Below are 19,270 nucleotides of genomic sequence, written 5' to 3' on the forward strand. Positions count from 1 at the left end.
AAATATTCACCCGCGGCAAGTGTGCCGCGGGTTTGACGTTGTTGAACTGTGTTCAGTTGGTCCCGAGATAGTGCCTGAGCCCTCGCACATCGGCTTCCGTCGCGTAGAGCCGAAACTCGATGTTTTTTTGTTTCCGGCAGAAAACCGACCTCCAAAAACCGCTGGGTGCACACGAGCCCACCTACGGCCGTAGCCTCGATCTGCCGCCGAAGCTCCGCCTGCATGGCCAACACGATCAAAAACAAGCACTTTTCCGCTCGATCTTGGTGCAGTTCCACATCCCTCGTAAAGACCGCCTCCTCGTCGTACGTGAAGTTCATGTAGACTCGCTTGTTGCCGTTCTGCACAAACTGGGGTACACCTCCTTTATCGGCAAGGTGTCAACAAAGTGGGTGACCGTCAATCAATCACTCTTTCAAAACACCGACGATCGTCACCTTGTTAATTTTGTGATAATAGCGATTATATGAGAGATTGTGCTAATTATCAAAACGCCCGGTTTCAAAACACCGACGATCGTCGGTGTTTTGAAACCTTATCAATCACCCTATTAAGAACGCGTCACGCCCCACTTTTCTTTACATGATCCTTTCTCTTTCCCTTCTTTTTTGCTCCTACAGAACGTAACAGATTTGTCGTACCTACGACATTTTTGTTATGAACGGATTCTACCTCCCACTTGACAGCCCTCATTAAGCCCTATATACTCCTCATAACCTTAACCGTAGACAACGGCTGCCTGAAAAGGCTTAATTGGCCGTCGAGGTAGAGAATCGTATAAAATCCTAGGATTTACACGCGTTTCTTCCGATGTCTGTGGTTTAGGGCCACAGGTTTTTTTAATTAGAAGTGGGATCCGGGACGGTGTTCTTCTCCCCTATTCCTCAATTCTACAGATGGTATGGCAAAAACACGTGCTCAGAAAGAGCAAATGATTGCCGACCTGACGGACACGTTCTCAAAGACCAAATCCGTGGTGTTCGCTGAGTTTTCCGGAGTTCCCGTCCAAGCAATGGACCGTCTCCGTACACAGGCACGCAATGAAAACATTGCTGTGTCGGTCTCCAAAAAGACCCTCATGAACATTGCAGCGCAACAGGCTGGTTGGACCGGTGTGGATACGGCTCAACTGCCAAATAGCGTGGTCACCCTTATGGGGTACGAGGACGAGGTACTTCCAGCAAAGTTGGTCGCAGCTTTTGCAAAGGGACAGGCCGGTGTCCAGATTGTCGGTGGCGTGCTCGAGGGAGCCTATGCTTCCGCCGACCAAATGATTGCCTTGTCACAGCTTCCTGGAAAGCAGGAGTTGTACGCAAAGCTCGTTGGTTCGATCAATGCCCCCGTCTCTGGTTTCGTCAATGTATTGGCAGGCAACATTCGTGGCCTGCTCTACACATTGAACGCGATCCAGGAACAAAAGGCATAACCAGGGTTGGCTATCTACCGCCCTCAATTTATTCGACTATTCTAAGCCCCTACATATGGCAGATGAAGTAACAGAGGTTGTAGCAGAAGAAAAAGCTGCTGTACCTGCAAAGTTCGCGTCTCTTGTTGAGACAATTGAGCAGTTGTCCGTTTTGGACCTTGCTGAGTTAGTAAAAGTTTTGGAGGACAAGTTTGGTGTGAGCGCCGCAGCTCCTATGATGATGGGTGGCATGATGCCAGCCGGAGGAGAAGCTGGTGGTGCTGAGGAAAAGACTTCATTCGATGTTGAGTTGTCCGCAATTGGCGAGAGCAAGATCAACGTGATCAAGGTTGTAAAAGAACTCCTCGGACTTGGTTTGAAGGAAGCCAAGGATCTCGTAGATGGAGCACCTGCAATCCTTAAGGCCGGTGTTGCCAAGGATGAAGCAGAAGCAATCAAAGCGAAGATTACAGAAGCAGGTGGTGCCGTTACCCTTAAGTAATTGCCCCAACAAAAACCCACTCAAAAGAGTGGGTTTTTTAATTCCTGTTGCTAGTTAAACAAGGAGACGAGGAACGTCAATACACCTGCAAGTACAACAGACGCAAGTAAAAGCATGAGCATCCCGACCCAGAGGGCAAACATTGCAGAAAAATGATGCCCGATCACGGCGAATGCGCGCTTCCAAAAATGATCTCCCAAGAGCCAGCTACTTTGATTGTGATGTTCCAATGCAGCGATACGAGCTTCTAATGAAGCAATGGACGGCGCAGGCGATTTTGCTGCGCGCTTTGTGGGTTTCTTTTTTGTTGTTGGCATACCTCCTTTTATGAATACGTGCAGTATACTAGTTTATTGTCGTTCCAACAAATGGCTTTCCATCAAAAATCTTTTCGAGGTTTTTGAGCTTGCCTCCATTTGCAATGACCACCGGAATTCTCGACGCATGCGCGAGCTTAGACGCCACGGGATCAAACGGTACATTCATCCCCGGATCCCAGGTGCTTCCTACCAATTTCCTAAATTCCTCCCAACGCATTTCCTTGATCTTCACCGCATCCTTGTGTGTGCGCGGGTCTTTGTCATACACGTAATCAATATTAGAAACATTGATCACCATTTTTGCGTTGAGCTGTTTTGCAATCCGCACGGCACCATCATCCGTAGATCGTCCCGGTTTCCAGCCGGCGGCAATCACTAATTTATGCTTTCCCAAATGGATTGTGTTGGGATTTTTTTGAATCGTCGGACGTGCAACGTCTCGAAAGATGGTTCGCAATAAGTGCGCATTTAAGCGTGTCGCATGAATCCCGAGCCAGTCCACGTCGTCCCGCGTGAGCGTTGTCACCTTCTCGGCCGCGCGTTGATACCCACGAGATGTTCCTCCACCCCCCGCAATAATCACAAATTTATCGCCCTGGATAATCCGTTTTTCAATCAACGTTCGAAACCCCTTAAGAAATTTGGTATCAATATCGGTTCCTGGAACAATCATCGATCCGCCAACAGAGAGGACATAGGTAGGCATAAGAACGTTTGAAGAGAATGGGTTTGGTGTATCTAAATAGGTGCTAGCAAAAAAACCGAGGATTACTCGGTTTTCAATAACCAACTGGTGATCCACCCAACGACCCACATAAAGATCGCCGCGAGCATCGCCGTAAAAAATGAATCGATCGAGAACCCAGGAACCAAGCTCGAAGCCAACCAAATCACGAGACCATTGACCACAAGCAGAAACAATCCGAGCGTCATGACCGTGATTGGCAATGTCAGGACCACGAGCAACGGTCGAACGAGCGCATTGACAAGTCCCAACACGAGCGCTGCCAAAATCGCCAATAAGATTCCATCTAATTGAAATCCTGGGAGCACATAGGCAATCCCCAAAAGTGCTGCGGCGTTGACCATCCAACGAAAGAGAAGTTTCATAGGTTGATTACACGTTAAATTTTTCTCGAATTTCTTTAACACGGACTTCCAACGTCTGGATGTGTTGTTTGCAGATCTGCGCAAGCTCCAAGCCACGCTCAAAGTCTTTGAGACCAGATTCTAAATCCACATCATCGCGTTCAAACGTCTCGGCGATCTTCTCTAATTCCTCAAACGCTTGTTTAAACGTTGGTTGTTTTTTTGTGGGCATAGTCATTAATTTGCTTCCTGTACGTCTGCGCGAATCGTTCCGTGGGCCAATTGTACCTGGATTGTGTCTCCTTGACCAACCTTTGATGCATCCTTCAACACAGCATCTCCCGCATGCACAATCGCATAGCCTCGGCTCAAAACACGTACTGGATCCATCTCTTTTAAGTAACGTCCCATCCCCTCCACGCGTTCTTTATACCTTGTCAGCTCGTGTAACAAAACATCTCCCACATTCTGCACGGTTGTCATCACACGATTCACCTCAAACGCTAACGACTGCATGACGCGCGTCAGTTTTGCGACAGCCGACTCGACGCCGTACATCCGAGTCTGTACCGCATCTTGCACACGATCCACGAGTCGACGTTCTGTCATCTCAATTTGATTCAGCACCGAGTCTTTGTCTGGCACGACGCGCTCGGCGGCATTTGAGGGTGTTGAGGCACGCACGTCAGCCGCGTATTCGGCAAGTGATTCGTCTCGTTCATGCCCAATTCCCACCACAATTGGCACAACACTCGCAAATACGGAGCGTACCACCTGTTCGTCATTAAACGCCGCGAGGTCCTCCAGACTTCCACCGCCACGCGTAAGGACAAGGACGTCTGGTCGGTCCTCCACCGGTAGTTGATTCACATATCCAAGCGCACCCACAATATCGGGCACCGCACGTTCACCCTGTACCGCCACGTGCAGCGATTGCACCTCGACCCCACCCCATCGATTCTGCAGAATCCGCAAAAAATCTGAGTATGCGGCCGATTCTCGACTCGCAATAAGTCCAATCTTCTCCGGGTACAACGGAAGCGCACGTTTCCGATCCACCGCAAATAACCCTTCTGCCTCCAATTTTTTTCGCAAACGCTCGAGCTGCTGCGCTAAGGCACCTGCACCCACAATCTCAATGGTATTCACATTCAACGTCAACTGACCGTAACGTGGATACACTTTAGGCGTTGCGCCAACAATAATTTTGTCGCCATTCTCAATCTCAACCTGCAATTGATACACCGTCAAAAAACACTTGAGCAGGGCGCCGTCCTCTAAATCCTTGAGCGTAAACCGCACCCACTTTCCTTGCGAGACAGAAAACTCGCTCACCTCGCCCTCAATAAGCATATTTGGGCCCGCGATAGAAAAGAGCTGTTGATTGATCAGCTCCACGGCTGCAGACACAGAAAGCGCCACGGGCTTCCCTAGCGTCTGTGCAGATTCAAAAAGGTTATCTTGGAATGGATCTATCATGTGTTTACATAAACCAACTTGGCTGGAACCATTGCACCACCCACACATAGCCAATGACAAGCAAGATCATTGTCACGGCTGTCTCTAACCAGACCCACGTGTCTTCCTTGGTACCAAACGCTCCAAGTCCCATGAACGGAAATACAATCAGATTGGCAATCAAATACAGGGCCGCACCATAGGTCATGACACTCACAAGTCCATACGCTCCACCCATCCACGACCACACACCAGGATTAAACGGATACAGCGCGCCAAACGCTAGTCCCAGCACGAGATGAAACAACAACCCTAGTGCAAACGACTCGCGATCAGATAATTTCTTGCCCGCAAAATCTTGAATATCAATCAACAACGGATGTCCGTGGTGTCGACGCCGCATCTCATGCACAAGCGCCGGAATACTTAACACAAGCGCCAAGAGCGCGCCAATTCCACCTCCCAATGCAATATCATTTATCATACCGTTAGCGTTTATGAACAACGATAATCATTTTTGCCCCCTGCGCCGGGTTTCCGCCATTCCAATCTCCCATCGCCTCCATGATCGTATCAAATGTGTACAAATACTGCTCACCTCGGCGGGTTCCGGGATCGTTGGTAATAAAACTTGTGGATGTATAGCCCCGCAAAACAAGCATGTGGTACAAAGGACCTACTCCCGAATAAAAGGGATTCTGCAATTTCCGACCCGCCGCCGGCACAATCACCGGGACACCGTTTGCCAATAGCGTCTTTATTTCATCAATCGTCGGGTTATTGACGGACGTAAACACCAAGCTCGGGAAACGCGCATTGGCAACTCGTATCGTTTCTTCCACCGTTGTGTCTAAATAGGCCCCCAATTGTGTTTCCTCCAACGCGACAAACGATAAGATCTCTTGCTCAGCCAGTACGGGTGTTGATAGATCAACCTCTGCATTCAAAAATGCGGCCGCCATGAGCACACTCGCCTCCTCACATGCTTCTTGGTACGGCAGCCCCCAATCAGTTTGCGGTGCTTGTGAAGTGAACGGAATCGCCAGGTTGATACTCTGTGGTGGAGGCACGGGCTCCGTTGGGTCAATCGTGCCTGTCTGTAAATCTTGCGGTGTCTCTGTCTCGTCTAATCCTTTGTCTGACTCAACAGGTTGATCTTGATCGTTGACAACTGGCGCAACCACGAGATCGTACTCTACAGCCTTAGGAATCGTAAGCGACTGCACCGTTTGCGACACAATAAATCGCTGTCGATACAACGCATAACCACCTCCCAACAAAAGAACAATGATCAATGCAACAATGATGTTATTCTTCATACGGAGGGTCGTTGTTTTTTTAACCAGGTCTTTAGCAGATACGTCGCACGCACATCGTCTTCGTTGTATTGCACGATGCGCTCCAATAAACTTTTGTCTCCTCGCTCCAACCATTCGTGATACCAACGGATGGAATTAACCCCACTCGCATCTTCCGCACGCCAAGAAAACCCAATATATCTAGCAAGATCTTTAAGCGAATAAAATGGAAGTGGAAAAATAACTGCTGACCGCAGCTGCGCATTGAGATCAATGAAATTCTTTTCCAAACTCTCCAACACCCCGTCAGGTGCGCCATAGCGATCGATCATTTTATGACACACGCTGATCTCATACCAACCATAGTGATACACCGGCGCGTGTTTATGCTCGTGCAAAAACTGCGCAAATTCCTCCCACGCACGTTGTTCTTCTTCCTCCGATTTTGCCAAAAATGCCTGGTAGGACTCTTCCGTAGTGCCGTCTTCTTTAGAGACAACCGTTAGCACACCAAACAAATAATCCAAATCACGCACGGGGTCTGACTCAATATCAAAGTAGAGTTCAATGTTGGATTGTGGGAATGTAATGACCTCCACTACGTCATGCACACGCTCTTTTAAACTCACGGCTTGGCGATGCAAAAAACGTAATCGGTCTTCCTTCATGTCTAACAGTTTGTCTGCCAATGGAGCAACATCGGCGGCGGCGAGTTCCAAAACCGTTGTAACACCGGCACCCTGCAGCTCTTCCACCTCACTCGCCTGAATACGATTCAACAATGACAGGTCATCGCAATCCTCCGTCTCATCCATGCAAACGTTGAAAAACGGAGAGGTCTTGCATCCACTCGTAAGGATATGTGCCGGATCTTCTCCGGCGAGAATACGCTCAATCGCATCCAACGTCAGCCGATAATTGGCTTCAAACCGCTCCAAATCATAGCGCATAATAACGCCCGAGGAGGACATAATATATCCGCTCGTTGGTTTGACATCTTGCACACGCTCAAGGAGCTCCGCATAAAACGCGCCCTGCATTTTGTGCTCGTCACGGATGGAACGTGGATCGCTCATCCGTTTTATATCCACCGCCACGTAATAATAGGCGCCCAGTGCACTTTTGCCCTCCACACGCTCCAATACATCCGGACGCGCGACCCAATGCCCGTCCACAAACACCCCTCTATAAATAGTCTGCACGCCACTCTTCATCAATTCCATCGTGCGACTAAACGCGTCATTTTGATCTTCATCCTCCACCACGCTGTACTGTCCGCGGATGGTCAAAAGTTTCTCCATAACTTCCGGCAACAGCCCATCATCAATCAATCGCGCTTGCAATGCGTCTAAATTTGCCCCATGTACAACGGATCGTCGCACCCACTTTGGGCACTTTGCGTAGTAAAAAAAGGTTTTTTCTGTAAGTTCCATGATAGACACAGTATAACATGCTTGAGGTAACCGCTTGACAGATCCGCGTATTTTTTCTACATTCCGCCCGTAACGGAAGGAGGGGATCATGCAGATTCCGGATTACATTGGACCCTACAGGGTTGTTTGCCGCGTTGGTACTGGCTTCATGGGGGAGGTGTACGAAGCTGAACGGGAAATTACAGGAGACGGGGCCGTGTTCCTGGAAACCGTAGCGATCAAGTTGCCCCGTTCTCGCTTGCCACGATTAGCCGAATTCTTCCATCACGAATACGCCATCGGGCGGCACATGCGCTACCAGCATCTCGTGTGGATCCAGGATCTCATCCTTCTCGAAGATCACACGCCATGCTTGGTGATGGAGTTTGTTCACGGGCAACTCTTGGGATCACTCGTGGACAACATCCGCACGCTGGAGGCTCTGGAGATCATCCGTCAGGTCGCCCTGGGGCTTGATTGGTTCCACACAAGGTGCGACGGGAGCACATGGCTCCGAGCCGTACATAGTGATGTCAAGCCTGACAACATCTTTCTCACCAATGAGGGGACTATTCGGGTCTTTGACTACAGCATCGCAGACCATTTGATCCGTAACCGACAAATCGAAACTGAGACCACCCAAGGAACCCCTGTCTACATGTCCCCGGAGCTGGCGCTGGCACGCGCCATCGACTTCCGGTCGGACCTCTTCACTCTTGGGACCCTGCTGTTTGAGCTCCTCTTTCATTGGCGACCGTTTGATCGAGCAAACACGTTCGAGACAATGACGTACATCGCAAACGGCAGCTTCAAAGGGCAGATCAATGAGGTAAATAGGCATTATCATCACCTTCCGGATCTTTCTCGCGTTCTTGCATCCTGCTGGGAAAGGGACCCGGGAAAACGACCGAAAAGCGCCATGACCGTAGCTTTTGCCATGGAGGGGTTCATCTTACAGGAGCAAAAGCACAAGCATCTCCCCATTGGACCCGTGAGTCTCCTTCCACTCCTTGGCAATCACACTCCGTAAATCCCCGACCATCCAGGCCGGGGCTCATTTTTTATAAGATCACCCAGGGATTGACAAACGCCCTACGATCGACTATATTCCCCTGTCACCAACCACAACCTAGAGGGAGGAACCGTGACACTTACACGCGTTGGTTCGTATTACATGGAGGAAGAGGAGTTGGGGCAAGGATGGCTGTGCACCGTACACGAGGCGTGGAAGCCCGTTCAGTTGAAAACTGGTACGTGGGGAAGGAAGTACGTGGCCATCAAGCGCTACAGGGACAATGTATCTCCCAATCAGCCAACGTGGGAATCGTTGAGAGACGAGGCAACCATCGGTACGGCGGTAGACCACCCCAATCTTCTGCGTGTGCAGGAGGTGATCGAGACCGACCGTGGTCCACACCTGGTTATGGAGCTCTTGGACGGCGTGACACTGGACAGACTCACTACCGACGGACGGCACCTCGTTCCCCTCATGCCGCCGCTTGCGCTCGAGATTATCTATCAGGTGGCGCTAGGACTACACTCCTTGCACACGCTGGAGATAGACGGCAAGCCCGTGTTCCCTGTGCATCGGGACGTCAAGCCGCACAACGCATTCCTGACGCGAGATGGTCGTGTTGTGCTCTTTGACTACGGAATCTGTCACTTCACGGGAATGAAGTTACAGGACCTGCCCAATCAGGTCTACGGCAGCTGCCATTACATGTCTCCAGAACAAGCGCTTGGGCTAGTAGACATTACCCATATGACTGACCAGTACGGGCTCGCGACGATGCTCTACCAGCTCATCGCCGGACGCTACGCCTACGAAGGCTGTGCGCAGAATATCCTGTACGACGTTGTCAATCCTGAGAAGTCGCCGCCCCTCGACCTCATCGAGCAGCGATGCCCGCAGGTGGTGCCCATTCTGCGGCGATGCTGGCAGAACAACCCGAAGATGCGCTACCCCAACATGCGGTGGCTGGCGCGAGCCCTGTGGCAAGCGCGACGCACCTACCAGAGTATCAACAACCTGGCTGTTGTCCGACCCGCACTCACAGGATGGACGCTCCCCTCGTCAACCCCGACGCGGCGCGTAGCTACTGCGCCCATGCCAACGGCCCACGAATAAAAGCACCCGACCTCCACTGGAGGCCGGGGCTCAATTTTTTTTACAACCTTACTCAACGGGCAAAATCTCGATCGACTTAATAACCGGTGGAGTTAACGGCTTGTCTGATGGCGGACCACTCGTCTCCACCGTTGCAAGCATGTTTACCACATCCATGCCATCCGTCACCTGTCCAAAAATCGTGTAGAGATTTGGAAGCGGCGTGTTGCCATGCATAATAAAGAACTGACTACCGTTGGTGTTAGATCCGGAGTTTGCCATAGCCAGTGTTCCTGGTTGGTACGTATTATGTCCACGTCCAAGTTCATCTGGGAATTGGTATCCCGGGCCACCCATACCCCATCGCGAGCTCAGGTTGACATCCTTTGACTGTGGATCTCCTGTTTGAATCATAAAATCCTTGATAATGCGATGAAATCGTACCCCATCGTAAAACCCTGTATTTGCAAGGATAAGAAAGTTACTCACGGCCGCCGGGGCCTCATCTCCATACAACGCAATCGTCACATCTCCCTTATCGGTGTGCAAAACAACGGATCGATTCACACGTTCTGCCTCCACCAAAATCCCAGGGAATGCCGTTGGCGGCGCAGTAAAGTCAGACAAGGACACGTCTCCAGTCACAGGTTCAACAACGGGTTCTTCCATAGGAACAGTATTAGGTTCTACTTGTAATTCGATCGGTTCCTCCACGGAGGCCGGGACGCATCCCGCTCCCACAAACATAAACAGGCCCAAAAACGCGCACAGTGATGTAAGTTGTTTCATAGATTGATTCATAGCCTGCCGATAGTATCAACTCATGTTCCGTCCGTCAAAAAGCCCTCCACAAAAAAAACATGACCCTTACGAATCATGTTTCAACGAACCGATCTGTCCGTTATTGTTTGAGTAACTCAATCTGGTGTGCCTGGGTCTCAATCACCGTCTGCTGCTCACGCATGCGGAAGTTGGAAATGGACATCACAATTACCAGCCCAAACACGGTCACCAATAACATAACCATAAGTTCTACGTGACCCTTTGACATGCAGCGTATACATCCATGAACGCACGAGGTACACGATTTTTTAACGGATGAGGATTTTGTTTTTGTTGCCATAAGGTTTTATTGATACTTGTATTCTATCAAATTTTTTTACGGTGTCTGTGGATGAATAAGTGTCGAGCAACCGGAACCTACGTCCCAATGTGTTATGGCACGCAGCGTTGCGGATCGTTCCACACCATCTATGCGCAGACTCACCGATTTATCACTCACCGTTTGCACACGTTTATCGCGCACGGACACGGGCTGCGCACAAATCCATCGATCCGCTTCTTGATCCAACAACACGAAATCTGCGTCCACCGTGGCATAGGCTAAATCTACCGAGTAGCCTGTAGTGCCAACGGGAATCATGGCGTGGACGTCGGCCAAAAGCGCCTCTCGATCTGTATCAAATGTATTGATTACTGGCCGCTCCAATAACGCCCAGTGAGAAAAATGGTTGGTGTGCGCCTCAAACAAGCCGGTCTCGGTGTTGCGTGTGGTGTCCACCGGCACCCAGGTATTACGATCGCCATCAAAATAGGCAATAGAGTACGTCTTAGATCCACTGTAATCTGCAGCTTTCATATGAATCGTCACTGGCACGGGTAACAAGACCCCATCAGGCTCTGCCACATAGACATCGCTCACCACAGACGTCCAAACCTTATTAGAAGCGTCTACATCTTTTGCAACATGAACGGCAACCGTAGAGGGGACATCTCCCTCAACAGCAAAGAGACCGTCGTCCGATTGTGCCTGCACAAATTCTGGACGCACATCCAAAAAAAGAACGGCCCACAAAATCGTGGACAAAAATCCGACGACAAGCAACGGTCCCACCCATTGTTTCTTCCGTTTGTGCTGCAACATGATGCAAGTATAACATGCGATGGTCAGAAAAAAAGTGGAGGGCGCCCAGTGGACACCCTCGCGTAAGTCTATGCGTGCCGCGCAAGCCACCTGTCGCGCGTCAACACCCACAGAAGTTCATCATGCCACGTTCCATCACGGAAGAACTGATCCGGCATCCGACCAACCTCCACGTATCCGCTCTTCTGCAAGGATCTATTTGATCGCAGGTTGTTGGCGACCGTAGCGGATCGTACCGTGCGCAGATTGAGCGTGTTAAACGCGTGACCGAGCAAAAGCTCCTTGGCCTCGGGTCCATACCCACAGCCACGACATTCCACCTCACCGATCAGCATCCCAGTAACCGCTGATTGATTGAGATGATCAATCCTATGCAGACCGATGTTGCCAATGTGTCGATTTCCCTCGTTGAGTACGATTGCGAGCACAATCTCATTCTCGTCTTGATACAGACTCTCGATCCACGCCTGTTCACGTGCCAGATTGTAGACTCCACGACTTCCGAGCCACTTGCGAGTCTCGGGGTGATTGATCCACCGAGTGGCACACGGCGCGTCTTCCACCTCCAACGGACGCAAATACAGACGGACTCCTTGTAAAAAGACGACGGGCTTTTGCGGTTCCATATATCTTCTCCTGGTCGCCAATCAAAACACCCCTACCGTCCAATTACGGCAAGGGTGTGCTGACTGCATCTATCTAGTCGATCACAACACCTAGCCGCTTGGAGCGACGTTCATCTGCTTGGCGCAGATAAGCACGTGTTGTGTGTAGGATATATTCATAACACTTCTATAAGACCATACGGCTGTGCATCTGTCAACCCCTCTCCCCTCACCCTTGACACTCTGTGAGAAAAGGGTGCCTGTCCCCTTTATCCACAATTCATGTGGCCTCAAACAAGGACATCCGTTAATAGCGAACAGATCACCCCCTCACCCCTCCTTCGCAGGGAGGGGAGGAAAGCTAGATCAAATCCAGCCTGTCGCAACCCGAGGATATGTGCGTTTTGAAGGCGAGCCCATAACTCACTCAAAACACACATGTCCGAAGATGAGCGAGTGCGGCAAAGGGTTCTAGCAATGCAGGAGCGAAGTACGTTGCTTATAAATAATCCGCGTTGGGCGTCGACCCAATCTTTAGCAGACGCAGGCAATACACTGGTATGTCGACGACTCCTTGCGGATTATTTAAAGCAATGTGCCGAGCGACCCCTTGACAAATGGGTCTTTTTGTGGTATAAGAAGCGGGTTCGCAAACCCCTATTTCGCCTAAAACGGCGGAGAGAGACGTGCAAAATGGAGCAGTTCCTCGTTCCCATCCTGTTGGTCGGCAACCTCCTGGGCTGGAGCCTTGTGCTCTGGTTCGGAAACGAGTTCAGGAAGAAGTTCTCCTACATGGACGATTTCCGGCGAAATGCCGGGAACATGGCCTGTGACTTCTGGATCGAGGCCATGACCTCGCTCCACGGCCAGAAGGATCGTGCCGGTAGGAAGCCCGGCATGAACACCTTCCAGCTCCAGGCCGACGAGGCGTTCACCACGCTCGTCGGGTTCAATCTGGTGGTGCCTCAGTGGGCCCGCCCGCTGTTCCGCGCCCTCTGCGGGCGTGACAGCGGGTTCGACTACTACGGCCGGGTGTCTTCGACCGTCATCGACGGCCGACACACGGCCTTCGTGACGACCTGGTTCGGGAAGAACCAGTGCATATTCCGGTTCCTCTCGTCCACGAGGGGGGTAAAGATCACCCTCCTCAAGGAGCCGGTCACTTACCGGCACGAGGACGCCCACGGCGTGTACCCGCCGCACTTCTACCAACGCTGGCTCGGGTGGTACGCCTGATCTCTCCTTCAGCCCCCAAGTCAAAGTCCCCTGGACTTCTCGACTCGGGGGCTTTGACGTTTGCATTATGGGTGCCTGTCCCCTTTACCACAGGCAAACAAAAACAGCCCCTTAATCGGAGCTGTTTGTTTTTTGCACGTTTTCCCACGGCAAATCCACCCTCCCCACTTGTCCGTAACTGGACAGTGCACGATACAGCGGCTTGTCGAGTCCAAATCGCTGCACAATAGATTCAATCGAAAATTCAAACTGTTCTTTTATATACTCCGTGAGATCCTCACCTGCATCACCCGTCGCCTCGATGATAATTGGATCCACGCGACCAATCGTGTAGACAATTTTGACCAGCGCCTGACTTGCCTTACCCTGAGACACAAGTGTCTTGGCAATAAATCGCGCCATGTAACTCCCCGCACGCGCAGGATGACGCGGATCTTTACCGCAGAGAGAAATATTCCCTTGTGGCACAAGTCCACCATATAAATCCGCGCCTACTCTGCGTCCCGACTGCCCCGTAGCACACGCAAGCCCGCCTTGCGTAAACGGACCCGCAGGATTTACAAATAGCTTCACTTTGTCCACCGATCCAATCACTGGTCGAATAATATGTTCCAAAATGCCTCCGTGAATCTCTTGCACTTTTACCTGGGCATCGTGCTGCGCAAAAATAGAAACATGGGATACTTCGCGACCGTTCATGGCCACCAACACGCGGCCGTCGGGCCGGAGCCACTTCATAGCAACATCATGCTGCCGCGCCTCGTCGATTTTACTCGCCAGCGCGTTTGCATACACAAGCGACGGTGGCAACATCTCGCGCGTAGCTTTTGTGGCGTATCCATAGCAAACAGCTTGATCGCTCGCTGCGCCCTTCCCCACCAACGCCGACCATTCTCGCTCGTGCGCACCCAAATGTACAAATGGTTCCACCTCATCCTCGTAACCTGCCTCCCTATACACGCGTTTTGCAATCGCACTCACATCAAAATCAGCCCGCGAATCCACCTCGCCAGAGATCATCATAGCTCCGTGACCACCAAACACCTCAATATTCACGCGCGCATCTTTATCGCGACGCAAAAACTCGTCTACAATAGCGTCGGCAACTTGATCACATAATTTATCGGGGTGCCCCGCAAGCACCGCCTCGGCGACTTTTAACATAGTGGGTTTACCTTAGCATGGACTTGCGGGAATGAGAAGAACCACGCATACTGCTTAGGAACCTTAGTATTAACTTCCGGGTCTGCAAATGCGGCCCCAAACCCTCATATATGGACCATGAACATGATCATGATCACGAGGAGGAATGCTGCTCCTCACCAACGACTCCACGTGGAGCATCCTCGTTTGGTTGGCTGTGGGTGGTAGGCATTATTGTTGTGGTGGCATTGATTCTCTTTTTCCTCCAGGGACGCGTTCCGGAGGCAAACGCCCCAAGCGTGCAAGATGAATCAGGTCTCACGCAACAAGTTCCCGCGATACAGGACGAGAGCTTTCCGCCTGTAGATGAGATGGTGGTCGATCCCGCAGTAGACGAGCCCTATATAGAACCTGTGATTGAGTAAGCGCCCTTCGGGGTGCTTTTCTTTTTTTGTTCCTCATGACTCCATGATACACTCCTCTCCATCCAAGCAGTATGAAGCATCGCAAAGGCAAAACCTACGTGCGCCACGGCAGAATCGAAGGACTCGATGCGCTTTTAGACATCATGGAAACGTGGGAGGAGGTACACGGTATTTTACCCGGCGAGATCCACAGTATTGGAACAGGCGGGCGAGGACAAGGGATGATGATTCGTGTGCAACGGGAGGAGGAAGGAAAATTAAAATGCGTCGCCATTCGCACAGGACGGCGACAGGAACTTGTGTTGATCACCCCCTCGCCCAGTCTCGTCGCACAAAAAATCCGTTCCCAAGTCTGGGGGCAATAGTGAAATAGGTCTACAACGTAGGGCCTATTTTTTTGTTCGCATCACAACAAACACAAACACCACAACACCCGCCACGACACCGACAATTCCACCCAAGGCACCCAACGCTTCCCAACCGACGTATCCTAAAAACGAGAAGCATTTGCCATCAATACACTGATTTGGAAAGAGGTTGATCGTCAAAATACCTACATATCCACCCATCACGAGCCCAATACATGCCGAGGCAATACCGCCTGCAAATAATCCTAAACCGCGCACTATGGAATTTTTCATAAACCATGATTGACGAAGAGTTGACAAGAAAGGAAAAAGAGCGTAGAGAATACGTGTCCACAGCTATTCTACCACGACGGAGGAGACAAGAACATGATATTTGCAAACGTATTGACGCTTGAGGTTCTTTTGCGAGCTATAGGGTCATCCCTCTACGTCACGGATACATGGGGAGCAACGGTCGTCGACGGTTTCCGGACGACCCTGCTTACTGAGGCGCACAAGCTCGCCGCCACCATGTCGCGATCCGAACGGCAACAGTTTGCCCTAGAACTCCTGCAAGTCGCGGAAAACGCGGATCTCGAGCTCGCCACGACCCTGAGTGAGCAGCTTCGCACGCTGGTACGAGAGTTGGAACAACCATGACCCCCTTTCTCGATCCCGCCTGATGCGCCGCGCGGGGTCGACTTATTTTCACGCCCTATTGACAACGGAGCGTAATTCACTTATACCTTGTCTACCACGCATTCCGCGTGGGCCCCGGGAGAGTCCTCATGCAAAATCTCTTCAAGATGCTCGATCCTCGCTTGGAAGGACTCGCCATCTTCCTCGTACGGTTGGCCACGGTCGTCCTGTTCACCTGGTTCGCGCTGCTGATCCTGCGTGAGCGGATGGTCCACACCAATCTGCCAGTGTACCTGGCAGCCAACATCGGATCCCTGATCGTGCTCGCGGACCAGCTCCGAGGCATCAAGCTTCCGGCAGATTCGCAGGCTCGCGACGTCGTGTTGAGGGAAGGTGTGATTCTGGTCCTCGTCCAGGCTCTCGTGGCGAGCATTATCGCCATGTTCGCTCTCGCGTTCGCATGGAATCACCTCTTTGCCGCCTGTGCCGGAGCCATGGCGGGTTACTCCTTCACACGAGGGCTCATCTGGGCCACTCGGCGCTACTGATCTCCTCCCTGGCCGCGTCTGCTCGATTCTCGAGCGGGCGCGGCTTCCATTTTCACCCTCGTGGTAATTCTATTTATCCTCACCCTTACGCAATCGTTTAGCCAGTGCGCGAACGCCTCCTCATTCCCCTTAGGCCCATCGTTTGAAGAGATGTATCCTTCATACGCTTTAAAATACGTGTCCACATTGCCTTTGATTGATTTAGTCTGCAAAATGCCAATGGCGTGGTGTTTACAACATCCGGTGCCGATAAAAGTTACACGGTCAAGTTAGAGATTATTCGATCCATGATGTTGGGGGTGGACGTGATTGTGGTGGATCCGGAAAAAGTGCCACAATGACATTTACGGTAACAGAACAACACGAACTCTCCACGCGTGATCGGTCTCATTCAGAATTGCAATATCAGACCGCCTTGTGGTTGTGAAAAAACGAGGATCCATCTGGCCTGTAAGCAGTTTTACTTGGATGGTATGCAAATCCTCACTTGCAAGCAGTGATTCGGCAATGGAAATACAGCTATGTGAGAGAGGCGGAGGCGGTTCTAGAAAACCTCTTGTCTGTTTGGATAAACCAATATCAGCGGCTCCCGACCGGGGAGTGGGTAGTGATGCCTGTTCCGCTGCACCCGATTCGCCAAAGACAGCGTGGGTTTAATTAAGCAATGATTTTAGGTCGCATAGTCAGTGCAGAGCTTGGGGTCCCAATAAATACAACAACTATTATTCGAACAAAACACGCCCTAAAAGTACAAGCAGAAATGACGGATAAACAAAAACGAGCAAACCGACGTTTGGATCATTTCGCAGTAAAGGGAGGGGTACCGAAGCAGGTCATTTTGGTTGATGACGTGTACACCACGGGAAGAACGATGCAGGTGTGCGCCGAGGTTCTTAAGCGCGCGGGCGTGCGAACCGTGTGGGGATGTGTTCTGGCAAGAGGTGACTAAACATTACGGTAGACACTTTCCTGTTTTGTCCGAACAACATCCTTTTTGGAGATTCGTGTAGCCAGAGCCTCCTTGCGATGCGCGACAAACGCCATAGTTAAATTCACAAGAGCTCCCATGAATTTCTTTGTCGCAATACTTACTGGTAACCTGCATTCTGCCATCTGTCCAAGCACCATTACGCGCGTTGGCCGTTGGGGGAACAAAGCCTTGCGCCGCATACTCAAAATGCCAAGGTTCGCTTGCGATGCGATTGTATCCAATGTCCTTCATTACTTGTTCTAAGCGGTAATGGCAGTCGGCATCATCGGTAAAGTTTCCAATGCGCGGTCCACACCAAGCGTCAATAGTGGTTCCAAGCGTATGGGCGCAATATAGATTCGTGTTTTCATCGGCGAGTGTTTTGAGATAATTGAGTAGTTCGGCATCGGTAGGATATTTATTGGCAATCTCGGGTTTGATTTTAAAGGGTCCGGAAGACATGGTGTCCGTAGTGGTTACCGGCGATTCCGCTGCTGTGCGTGGAAAAGGATTGCAGGTTAATGGATTGCAAGAAAAACTTGATGTTGGACTACCGGCTTTTTTATAGCAATTATTGAACCAGTATTGTGCCTGTACCGTTGGATGCCTAAGTGCATCCGCGACGTATAGGTGGAACTGCCCGCGTGAGCCAGCATAAAGTTGGTTCGCCGCATACTCAATAGTTCGTAAAATAAAACCCGAGACCTGTACACCGGGAGCAAACTTAAGACCGCCTGCTAATCCGATATCAGATGCCGATGCATATCTGGTTGTTATCGCTGGAAAAGCAATAGCATGGATCGGTGCTTGTGTTGGAGTTGGAGCGGAAGAAGCAGCGGTAGACGCAGCCGGGATCGCCAGTGGTGGGGGAGGAGTATAGGCAGGAGGAGTTGAAGTTGAAGATGAAGTGGACGATGTGCTTGGTGTTGGTTGGTATCGCGACGGTACTTGTGCCGGTTGATCTCCACCAAGGACTGCCTCGGTAGACGTGTCTCCCGCCGGGTTAATCACCTGCACCTCAATGGCGGACAATTGGGTGATTTTAGGATTAATAAACGTTAAAATTGTTGTGGTTGTAAGCACAAGTAATAAGCCGAATGTAGCATTTATCACACGCTGTTTTCCTTTTGCGATTGTTCCTACCGCAGACCCCACCATCCACTCCACGCCACCCATCATCATAAGGACAATCGCAAAAATCACGCCCGCGCCCGCGCCCCACTTGTAGATTGTGTTGAGGTACCTGTCAATCGTATAGACACAGAGGTCCCCTTCTTTGCAGGGTGTTCCTTTTTTTCCCATAACCACAAGGTCTGTTGTGTCCCATCCCGGAATCAAAACTTGTAGTGCGGGAATAAGAGGGGGTTTTGAGAGGAGTGTGTCCGGGGCACTGTCATCAAAGTTTTCTGCAAAAACCGGAGGAACAAAAAAGGGGCTCACCGTAAGGAGAAGAAATGTTAGGAGAAAAATCGATAAGAGCCTTGGCAAGTGCATGAGAAGCGTGTTTACAAGTATAATGCTATTTTACCGTTTTCTTGTCTTCTCTGCGAGGTGATAACTGTTGACATCTCTCAAGGGAAATTGAACAAAGTTGCGCATAAAAGGAAGGTAGTGCTGTTTAAAAAAATCGTAGAAGCAGGAAAGTGGCCTCTATATAGGTATAAAGTCAAAATTGTTTAAAAGCTACAATAACAAGAGGGAGTGGGAGAGGGTTCTGAAATTGTCCTTATCAAAAAACTCCTTTCACAATTGCGCATATCCAACGCATTCGATACACTTATTCACAGTTAGTTCAGATAATAACCAGTTCGGCAGAAATGGCGCTACGCTTCATTTCTACCG

26 protein-coding genes are annotated in these 19,270 nt (G+C 50.7%); 11 read left to right on the plus strand and 15 right to left on the minus strand.

Going from position 1 to position 19,270, the window contains the following annotated elements; genetic code table 11:
* Positions 1-119: 119 nt before the first annotated feature.
* The 3 genes from COV06_01570 (at position 120) to COV06_01580 (ending at position 1,907) form a co-directional block, all read left to right on the plus strand.
* Positions 120-470 carry a hypothetical protein gene (locus COV06_01570; protein ID PIR48068.1) on the plus strand — a complete coding sequence of 117 codons (351 nt, stop codon included), beginning with the start codon at positions 120-122 and terminating at the stop codon, positions 468-470.
* Positions 471-901: 431 nt separating this feature from the next.
* On the plus strand, positions 902-1,426 hold the full coding sequence (gene rplJ, locus COV06_01575; protein PIR48069.1) for a 50S ribosomal protein L10: 525 nt from the start codon (positions 902-904) through the stop codon (positions 1,424-1,426).
* Positions 1,427-1,481: 55 nt separating this feature from the next.
* Positions 1,482-1,907 (plus strand): 50S ribosomal protein L7/L12, encoded by a 426-nt coding sequence (locus COV06_01580; GenBank protein PIR48070.1) that lies wholly within the window; start codon positions 1,482-1,484, stop codon positions 1,905-1,907.
* A gap of 50 nt (positions 1,908-1,957) precedes the next feature.
* On the opposite strand, the gene COV06_01585 is transcribed toward COV06_01580, so the two are convergent.
* The 8 genes from COV06_01585 to COV06_01620 form a co-directional block, all read right to left on the minus strand.
* Positions 1,958-2,224 (minus strand): hypothetical protein, encoded by a 267-nt coding sequence (locus COV06_01585; protein ID PIR48071.1) that lies wholly within the window; start codon positions 2,222-2,224, stop codon positions 1,958-1,960.
* Positions 2,225-2,252: 28 nt separating this feature from the next.
* The gene (locus tag COV06_01590) at positions 2,253-2,933 is read right to left on the minus strand and encodes a UMP kinase (GenBank protein ID PIR48072.1); all 681 of its coding nucleotides are present in this window, start codon (positions 2,931-2,933) and stop codon (positions 2,253-2,255) included.
* Positions 2,934-2,995: 62 nt separating this feature from the next.
* Positions 2,996-3,337: a hypothetical protein gene (locus COV06_01595; GenBank protein ID PIR48073.1), complete on the minus strand. Its 342-nt coding sequence runs from the start codon at positions 3,335-3,337 to the stop codon at positions 2,996-2,998.
* Positions 3,338-3,344: 7 nt separating this feature from the next.
* Positions 3,345-3,554, minus strand: a complete 210-nt coding sequence (gene xseB / locus COV06_01600) for an exodeoxyribonuclease VII small subunit (GenBank protein PIR48074.1) — start codon at positions 3,552-3,554, stop codon at positions 3,345-3,347.
* Complete coding sequence (gene xseA, locus COV06_01605; protein ID PIR48075.1) at positions 3,554-4,843, minus strand: exodeoxyribonuclease VII large subunit; 1,290 nt, start codon at positions 4,841-4,843, stop codon at positions 3,554-3,556. The genes xseB and xseA overlap by 1 nt, the downstream gene beginning before the upstream one ends.
* The gene (locus COV06_01610) at positions 4,800-5,258 is read right to left on the minus strand and encodes a hypothetical protein (protein ID PIR48076.1); all 459 of its coding nucleotides are present in this window, start codon (positions 5,256-5,258) and stop codon (positions 4,800-4,802) included. The genes xseA and COV06_01610 overlap by 44 nt, the downstream gene beginning before the upstream one ends.
* Positions 5,259-5,262: 4 nt before the next feature.
* The gene (locus COV06_01615; protein ID PIR48077.1) at positions 5,263-6,207 is read right to left on the minus strand and encodes a hypothetical protein; all 945 of its coding nucleotides are present in this window, start codon (positions 6,205-6,207) and stop codon (positions 5,263-5,265) included.
* Complete coding sequence (locus tag COV06_01620) at positions 6,090-7,595, minus strand: hypothetical protein (GenBank protein ID PIR48078.1); 1,506 nt, start codon at positions 7,593-7,595, stop codon at positions 6,090-6,092. The genes COV06_01615 and COV06_01620 overlap by 118 nt, the downstream gene beginning before the upstream one ends.
* Between COV06_01620 and COV06_01625 the strand changes: the two genes are divergently transcribed.
* Complete coding sequence (locus tag COV06_01625; GenBank protein PIR48079.1) at positions 7,594-8,514, plus strand: hypothetical protein; 921 nt, start codon at positions 7,594-7,596, stop codon at positions 8,512-8,514. The two genes, COV06_01620 and COV06_01625, sit on opposite strands and share 2 nt — an antisense overlap.
* Positions 8,515-8,658: 144 nt before the next feature.
* Complete coding sequence (locus tag COV06_01630; GenBank protein PIR48080.1) at positions 8,659-9,612, plus strand: hypothetical protein; 954 nt, start codon at positions 8,659-8,661, stop codon at positions 9,610-9,612.
* Between the two features lie 48 nt (positions 9,613-9,660).
* Here COV06_01630 and COV06_01635 read toward each other — a convergent pair whose 3' ends face one another.
* The 4 genes from COV06_01635 to COV06_01650 form a co-directional block, all read right to left on the minus strand.
* Entirely contained in the window at positions 9,661-10,338 is a 678-nt protein-coding gene (locus COV06_01635; GenBank protein ID PIR48105.1) for a hypothetical protein, read from the minus strand.
* A 154-nt stretch (positions 10,339-10,492) separates the two neighbouring features.
* Entirely contained in the window at positions 10,493-10,714 is a 222-nt protein-coding gene (locus COV06_01640; protein PIR48081.1) for a hypothetical protein, read from the minus strand.
* A gap of 36 nt (positions 10,715-10,750) precedes the next feature.
* Positions 10,751-11,515, minus strand: a complete 765-nt coding sequence (locus COV06_01645; protein PIR48082.1) for a hypothetical protein — start codon at positions 11,513-11,515, stop codon at positions 10,751-10,753.
* A 68-nt stretch (positions 11,516-11,583) separates the two neighbouring features.
* Complete coding sequence (locus COV06_01650) at positions 11,584-12,141, minus strand: hypothetical protein (GenBank protein ID PIR48083.1); 558 nt, start codon at positions 12,139-12,141, stop codon at positions 11,584-11,586.
* A gap of 456 nt (positions 12,142-12,597) precedes the next feature.
* Here COV06_01650 and COV06_01655 point away from each other — a divergent pair, with 456 nt between their 5' ends.
* Positions 12,598-13,356, plus strand: coding sequence for a hypothetical protein (locus COV06_01655; protein PIR48084.1), 759 nt, complete (start codon positions 12,598-12,600; stop codon positions 13,354-13,356).
* A gap of 111 nt (positions 13,357-13,467) precedes the next feature.
* Here COV06_01655 and COV06_01660 read toward each other — a convergent pair whose 3' ends face one another.
* On the minus strand, positions 13,468-14,520 hold the full coding sequence (locus COV06_01660) for a hypothetical protein (GenBank protein PIR48085.1): 1,053 nt from the start codon (positions 14,518-14,520) through the stop codon (positions 13,468-13,470).
* Positions 14,521-14,630: 110 nt separating this feature from the next.
* Here COV06_01660 and COV06_01665 point away from each other — a divergent pair, with 110 nt between their 5' ends.
* Together COV06_01665 and COV06_01670 are read left to right on the plus strand one after the other, a co-directional pair.
* Positions 14,631-14,924: a hypothetical protein gene (locus tag COV06_01665; protein PIR48086.1), complete on the plus strand. Its 294-nt coding sequence runs from the start codon at positions 14,631-14,633 to the stop codon at positions 14,922-14,924.
* A 71-nt stretch (positions 14,925-14,995) separates the two neighbouring features.
* Positions 14,996-15,289: a hypothetical protein gene (locus COV06_01670; GenBank protein PIR48087.1), complete on the plus strand. Its 294-nt coding sequence runs from the start codon at positions 14,996-14,998 to the stop codon at positions 15,287-15,289.
* A 24-nt stretch (positions 15,290-15,313) separates the two neighbouring features.
* On the opposite strand, the gene COV06_01675 is transcribed toward COV06_01670, so the two are convergent.
* Complete coding sequence (locus COV06_01675) at positions 15,314-15,565, minus strand: hypothetical protein (protein PIR48088.1); 252 nt, start codon at positions 15,563-15,565, stop codon at positions 15,314-15,316.
* Positions 15,566-15,658: 93 nt separating this feature from the next.
* On the opposite strand from COV06_01675, the gene COV06_01680 reads away from it, so the two are divergent.
* The 3 genes from COV06_01680 to COV06_01690 all read left to right on the plus strand — a co-directional run bounded on the left by COV06_01680 (position 15,659) and on the right by COV06_01690 (position 17,407).
* Complete coding sequence (locus COV06_01680; GenBank protein ID PIR48089.1) at positions 15,659-15,931, plus strand: hypothetical protein; 273 nt, start codon at positions 15,659-15,661, stop codon at positions 15,929-15,931.
* A 128-nt stretch (positions 15,932-16,059) separates the two neighbouring features.
* Positions 16,060-16,458, plus strand: coding sequence for a hypothetical protein (locus tag COV06_01685; protein PIR48090.1), 399 nt, complete (start codon positions 16,060-16,062; stop codon positions 16,456-16,458).
* 664 nt (positions 16,459-17,122) lie between these two features.
* Entirely contained in the window at positions 17,123-17,407 is a 285-nt protein-coding gene (locus COV06_01690) for a hypothetical protein (GenBank protein ID PIR48091.1), read from the plus strand.
* Between the two features lie 3 nt (positions 17,408-17,410).
* Here COV06_01690 and COV06_01695 read toward each other — a convergent pair whose 3' ends face one another.
* The gene (locus COV06_01695) at positions 17,411-18,922 is read right to left on the minus strand and encodes a hypothetical protein (GenBank protein PIR48092.1); all 1,512 of its coding nucleotides are present in this window, start codon (positions 18,920-18,922) and stop codon (positions 17,411-17,413) included.
* Positions 18,923-19,270 lie beyond the last annotated feature (348 nt).

It is taken from the genome of Candidatus Uhrbacteria bacterium CG10_big_fil_rev_8_21_14_0_10_50_16 (assembly GCA_002774875.1).
Taxonomy (GTDB): domain Bacteria; phylum Patescibacteriota; class Patescibacteriia; order UBA9934; family UBA11717; genus UBA11717.

Bases quoted from the DNA above. Each gene is read 5' to 3' on its own strand.
- COV06_01685 (PIR48090.1), top strand. From the start codon at position 16,060: ATGCAAAATCTCTTCAAGATGCTCGATCCTCGCTTGGAAGGACTCGCC.
- COV06_01590 (PIR48072.1), bottom strand. From the start codon at position 2,933: ATGCCTACCTATGTCCTCTCTGTTGGCGGATCGATGATTGTTCCAGGA.
- COV06_01570 (PIR48068.1), top strand. From the start codon at position 120: ATGTTTTTTTGTTTCCGGCAGAAAACCGACCTCCAAAAACCGCTGGGT.
- COV06_01640 (PIR48081.1), bottom strand. From the start codon at position 10,714: ATGGCAACAAAAACAAAATCCTCATCCGTTAAAAAATCGTGTACCTCG.
- xseA (PIR48075.1), bottom strand. From the start codon at position 4,843: ATGTGTGGGTGGTGCAATGGTTCCAGCCAAGTTGGTTTATGTAAACAC.
- COV06_01650 (PIR48083.1), bottom strand. From the start codon at position 12,141: ATGGAACCGCAAAAGCCCGTCGTCTTTTTACAAGGAGTCCGTCTGTAT.
- COV06_01675 (PIR48088.1), bottom strand. From the start codon at position 15,565: ATGAAAAATTCCATAGTGCGCGGTTTAGGATTATTTGCAGGCGGTATT.
- xseB (PIR48074.1), bottom strand. From the start codon at position 3,554: ATGACTATGCCCACAAAAAAACAACCAACGTTTAAACAAGCGTTTGAG.
- COV06_01625 (PIR48079.1), top strand. From the start codon at position 7,594: ATGCAGATTCCGGATTACATTGGACCCTACAGGGTTGTTTGCCGCGTT.
- COV06_01695 (PIR48092.1), bottom strand. From the start codon at position 18,922: ATGCACTTGCCAAGGCTCTTATCGATTTTTCTCCTAACATTTCTTCTC.
- COV06_01690 (PIR48091.1), top strand. From the start codon at position 17,123: ATGATTTTAGGTCGCATAGTCAGTGCAGAGCTTGGGGTCCCAATAAAT.
- COV06_01645 (PIR48082.1), bottom strand. From the start codon at position 11,515: ATGTTGCAGCACAAACGGAAGAAACAATGGGTGGGACCGTTGCTTGTC.
- COV06_01655 (PIR48084.1), top strand. From the start codon at position 12,598: ATGCAGGAGCGAAGTACGTTGCTTATAAATAATCCGCGTTGGGCGTCG.
- COV06_01585 (PIR48071.1), bottom strand. From the start codon at position 2,224: ATGCCAACAACAAAAAAGAAACCCACAAAGCGCGCAGCAAAATCGCCT.
- COV06_01580 (PIR48070.1), top strand. From the start codon at position 1,482: ATGGCAGATGAAGTAACAGAGGTTGTAGCAGAAGAAAAAGCTGCTGTA.
- COV06_01670 (PIR48087.1), top strand. From the start codon at position 14,996: ATGAAGCATCGCAAAGGCAAAACCTACGTGCGCCACGGCAGAATCGAA.
- COV06_01630 (PIR48080.1), top strand. From the start codon at position 8,659: ATGGAGGAAGAGGAGTTGGGGCAAGGATGGCTGTGCACCGTACACGAG.
- COV06_01680 (PIR48089.1), top strand. From the start codon at position 15,659: ATGATATTTGCAAACGTATTGACGCTTGAGGTTCTTTTGCGAGCTATA.
- COV06_01610 (PIR48076.1), bottom strand. From the start codon at position 5,258: ATGATAAATGATATTGCATTGGGAGGTGGAATTGGCGCGCTCTTGGCG.
- rplJ (PIR48069.1), top strand. From the start codon at position 902: ATGGCAAAAACACGTGCTCAGAAAGAGCAAATGATTGCCGACCTGACG.
- COV06_01615 (PIR48077.1), bottom strand. From the start codon at position 6,207: ATGGTTGGAGCGAGGAGACAAAAGTTTATTGGAGCGCATCGTGCAATA.
- COV06_01595 (PIR48073.1), bottom strand. From the start codon at position 3,337: ATGAAACTTCTCTTTCGTTGGATGGTCAACGCCGCAGCACTTTTGGGG.
- COV06_01635 (PIR48105.1), bottom strand. From the start codon at position 10,338: ATGTTTGTGGGAGCGGGATGCGTCCCGGCCTCCGTGGAGGAACCGATC.
- COV06_01660 (PIR48085.1), bottom strand. From the start codon at position 14,520: ATGTTAAAAGTCGCCGAGGCGGTGCTTGCGGGGCACCCCGATAAATTA.
- COV06_01665 (PIR48086.1), top strand. From the start codon at position 14,631: ATGGACCATGAACATGATCATGATCACGAGGAGGAATGCTGCTCCTCA.
- COV06_01620 (PIR48078.1), bottom strand. From the start codon at position 7,595: ATGATCCCCTCCTTCCGTTACGGGCGGAATGTAGAAAAAATACGCGGA.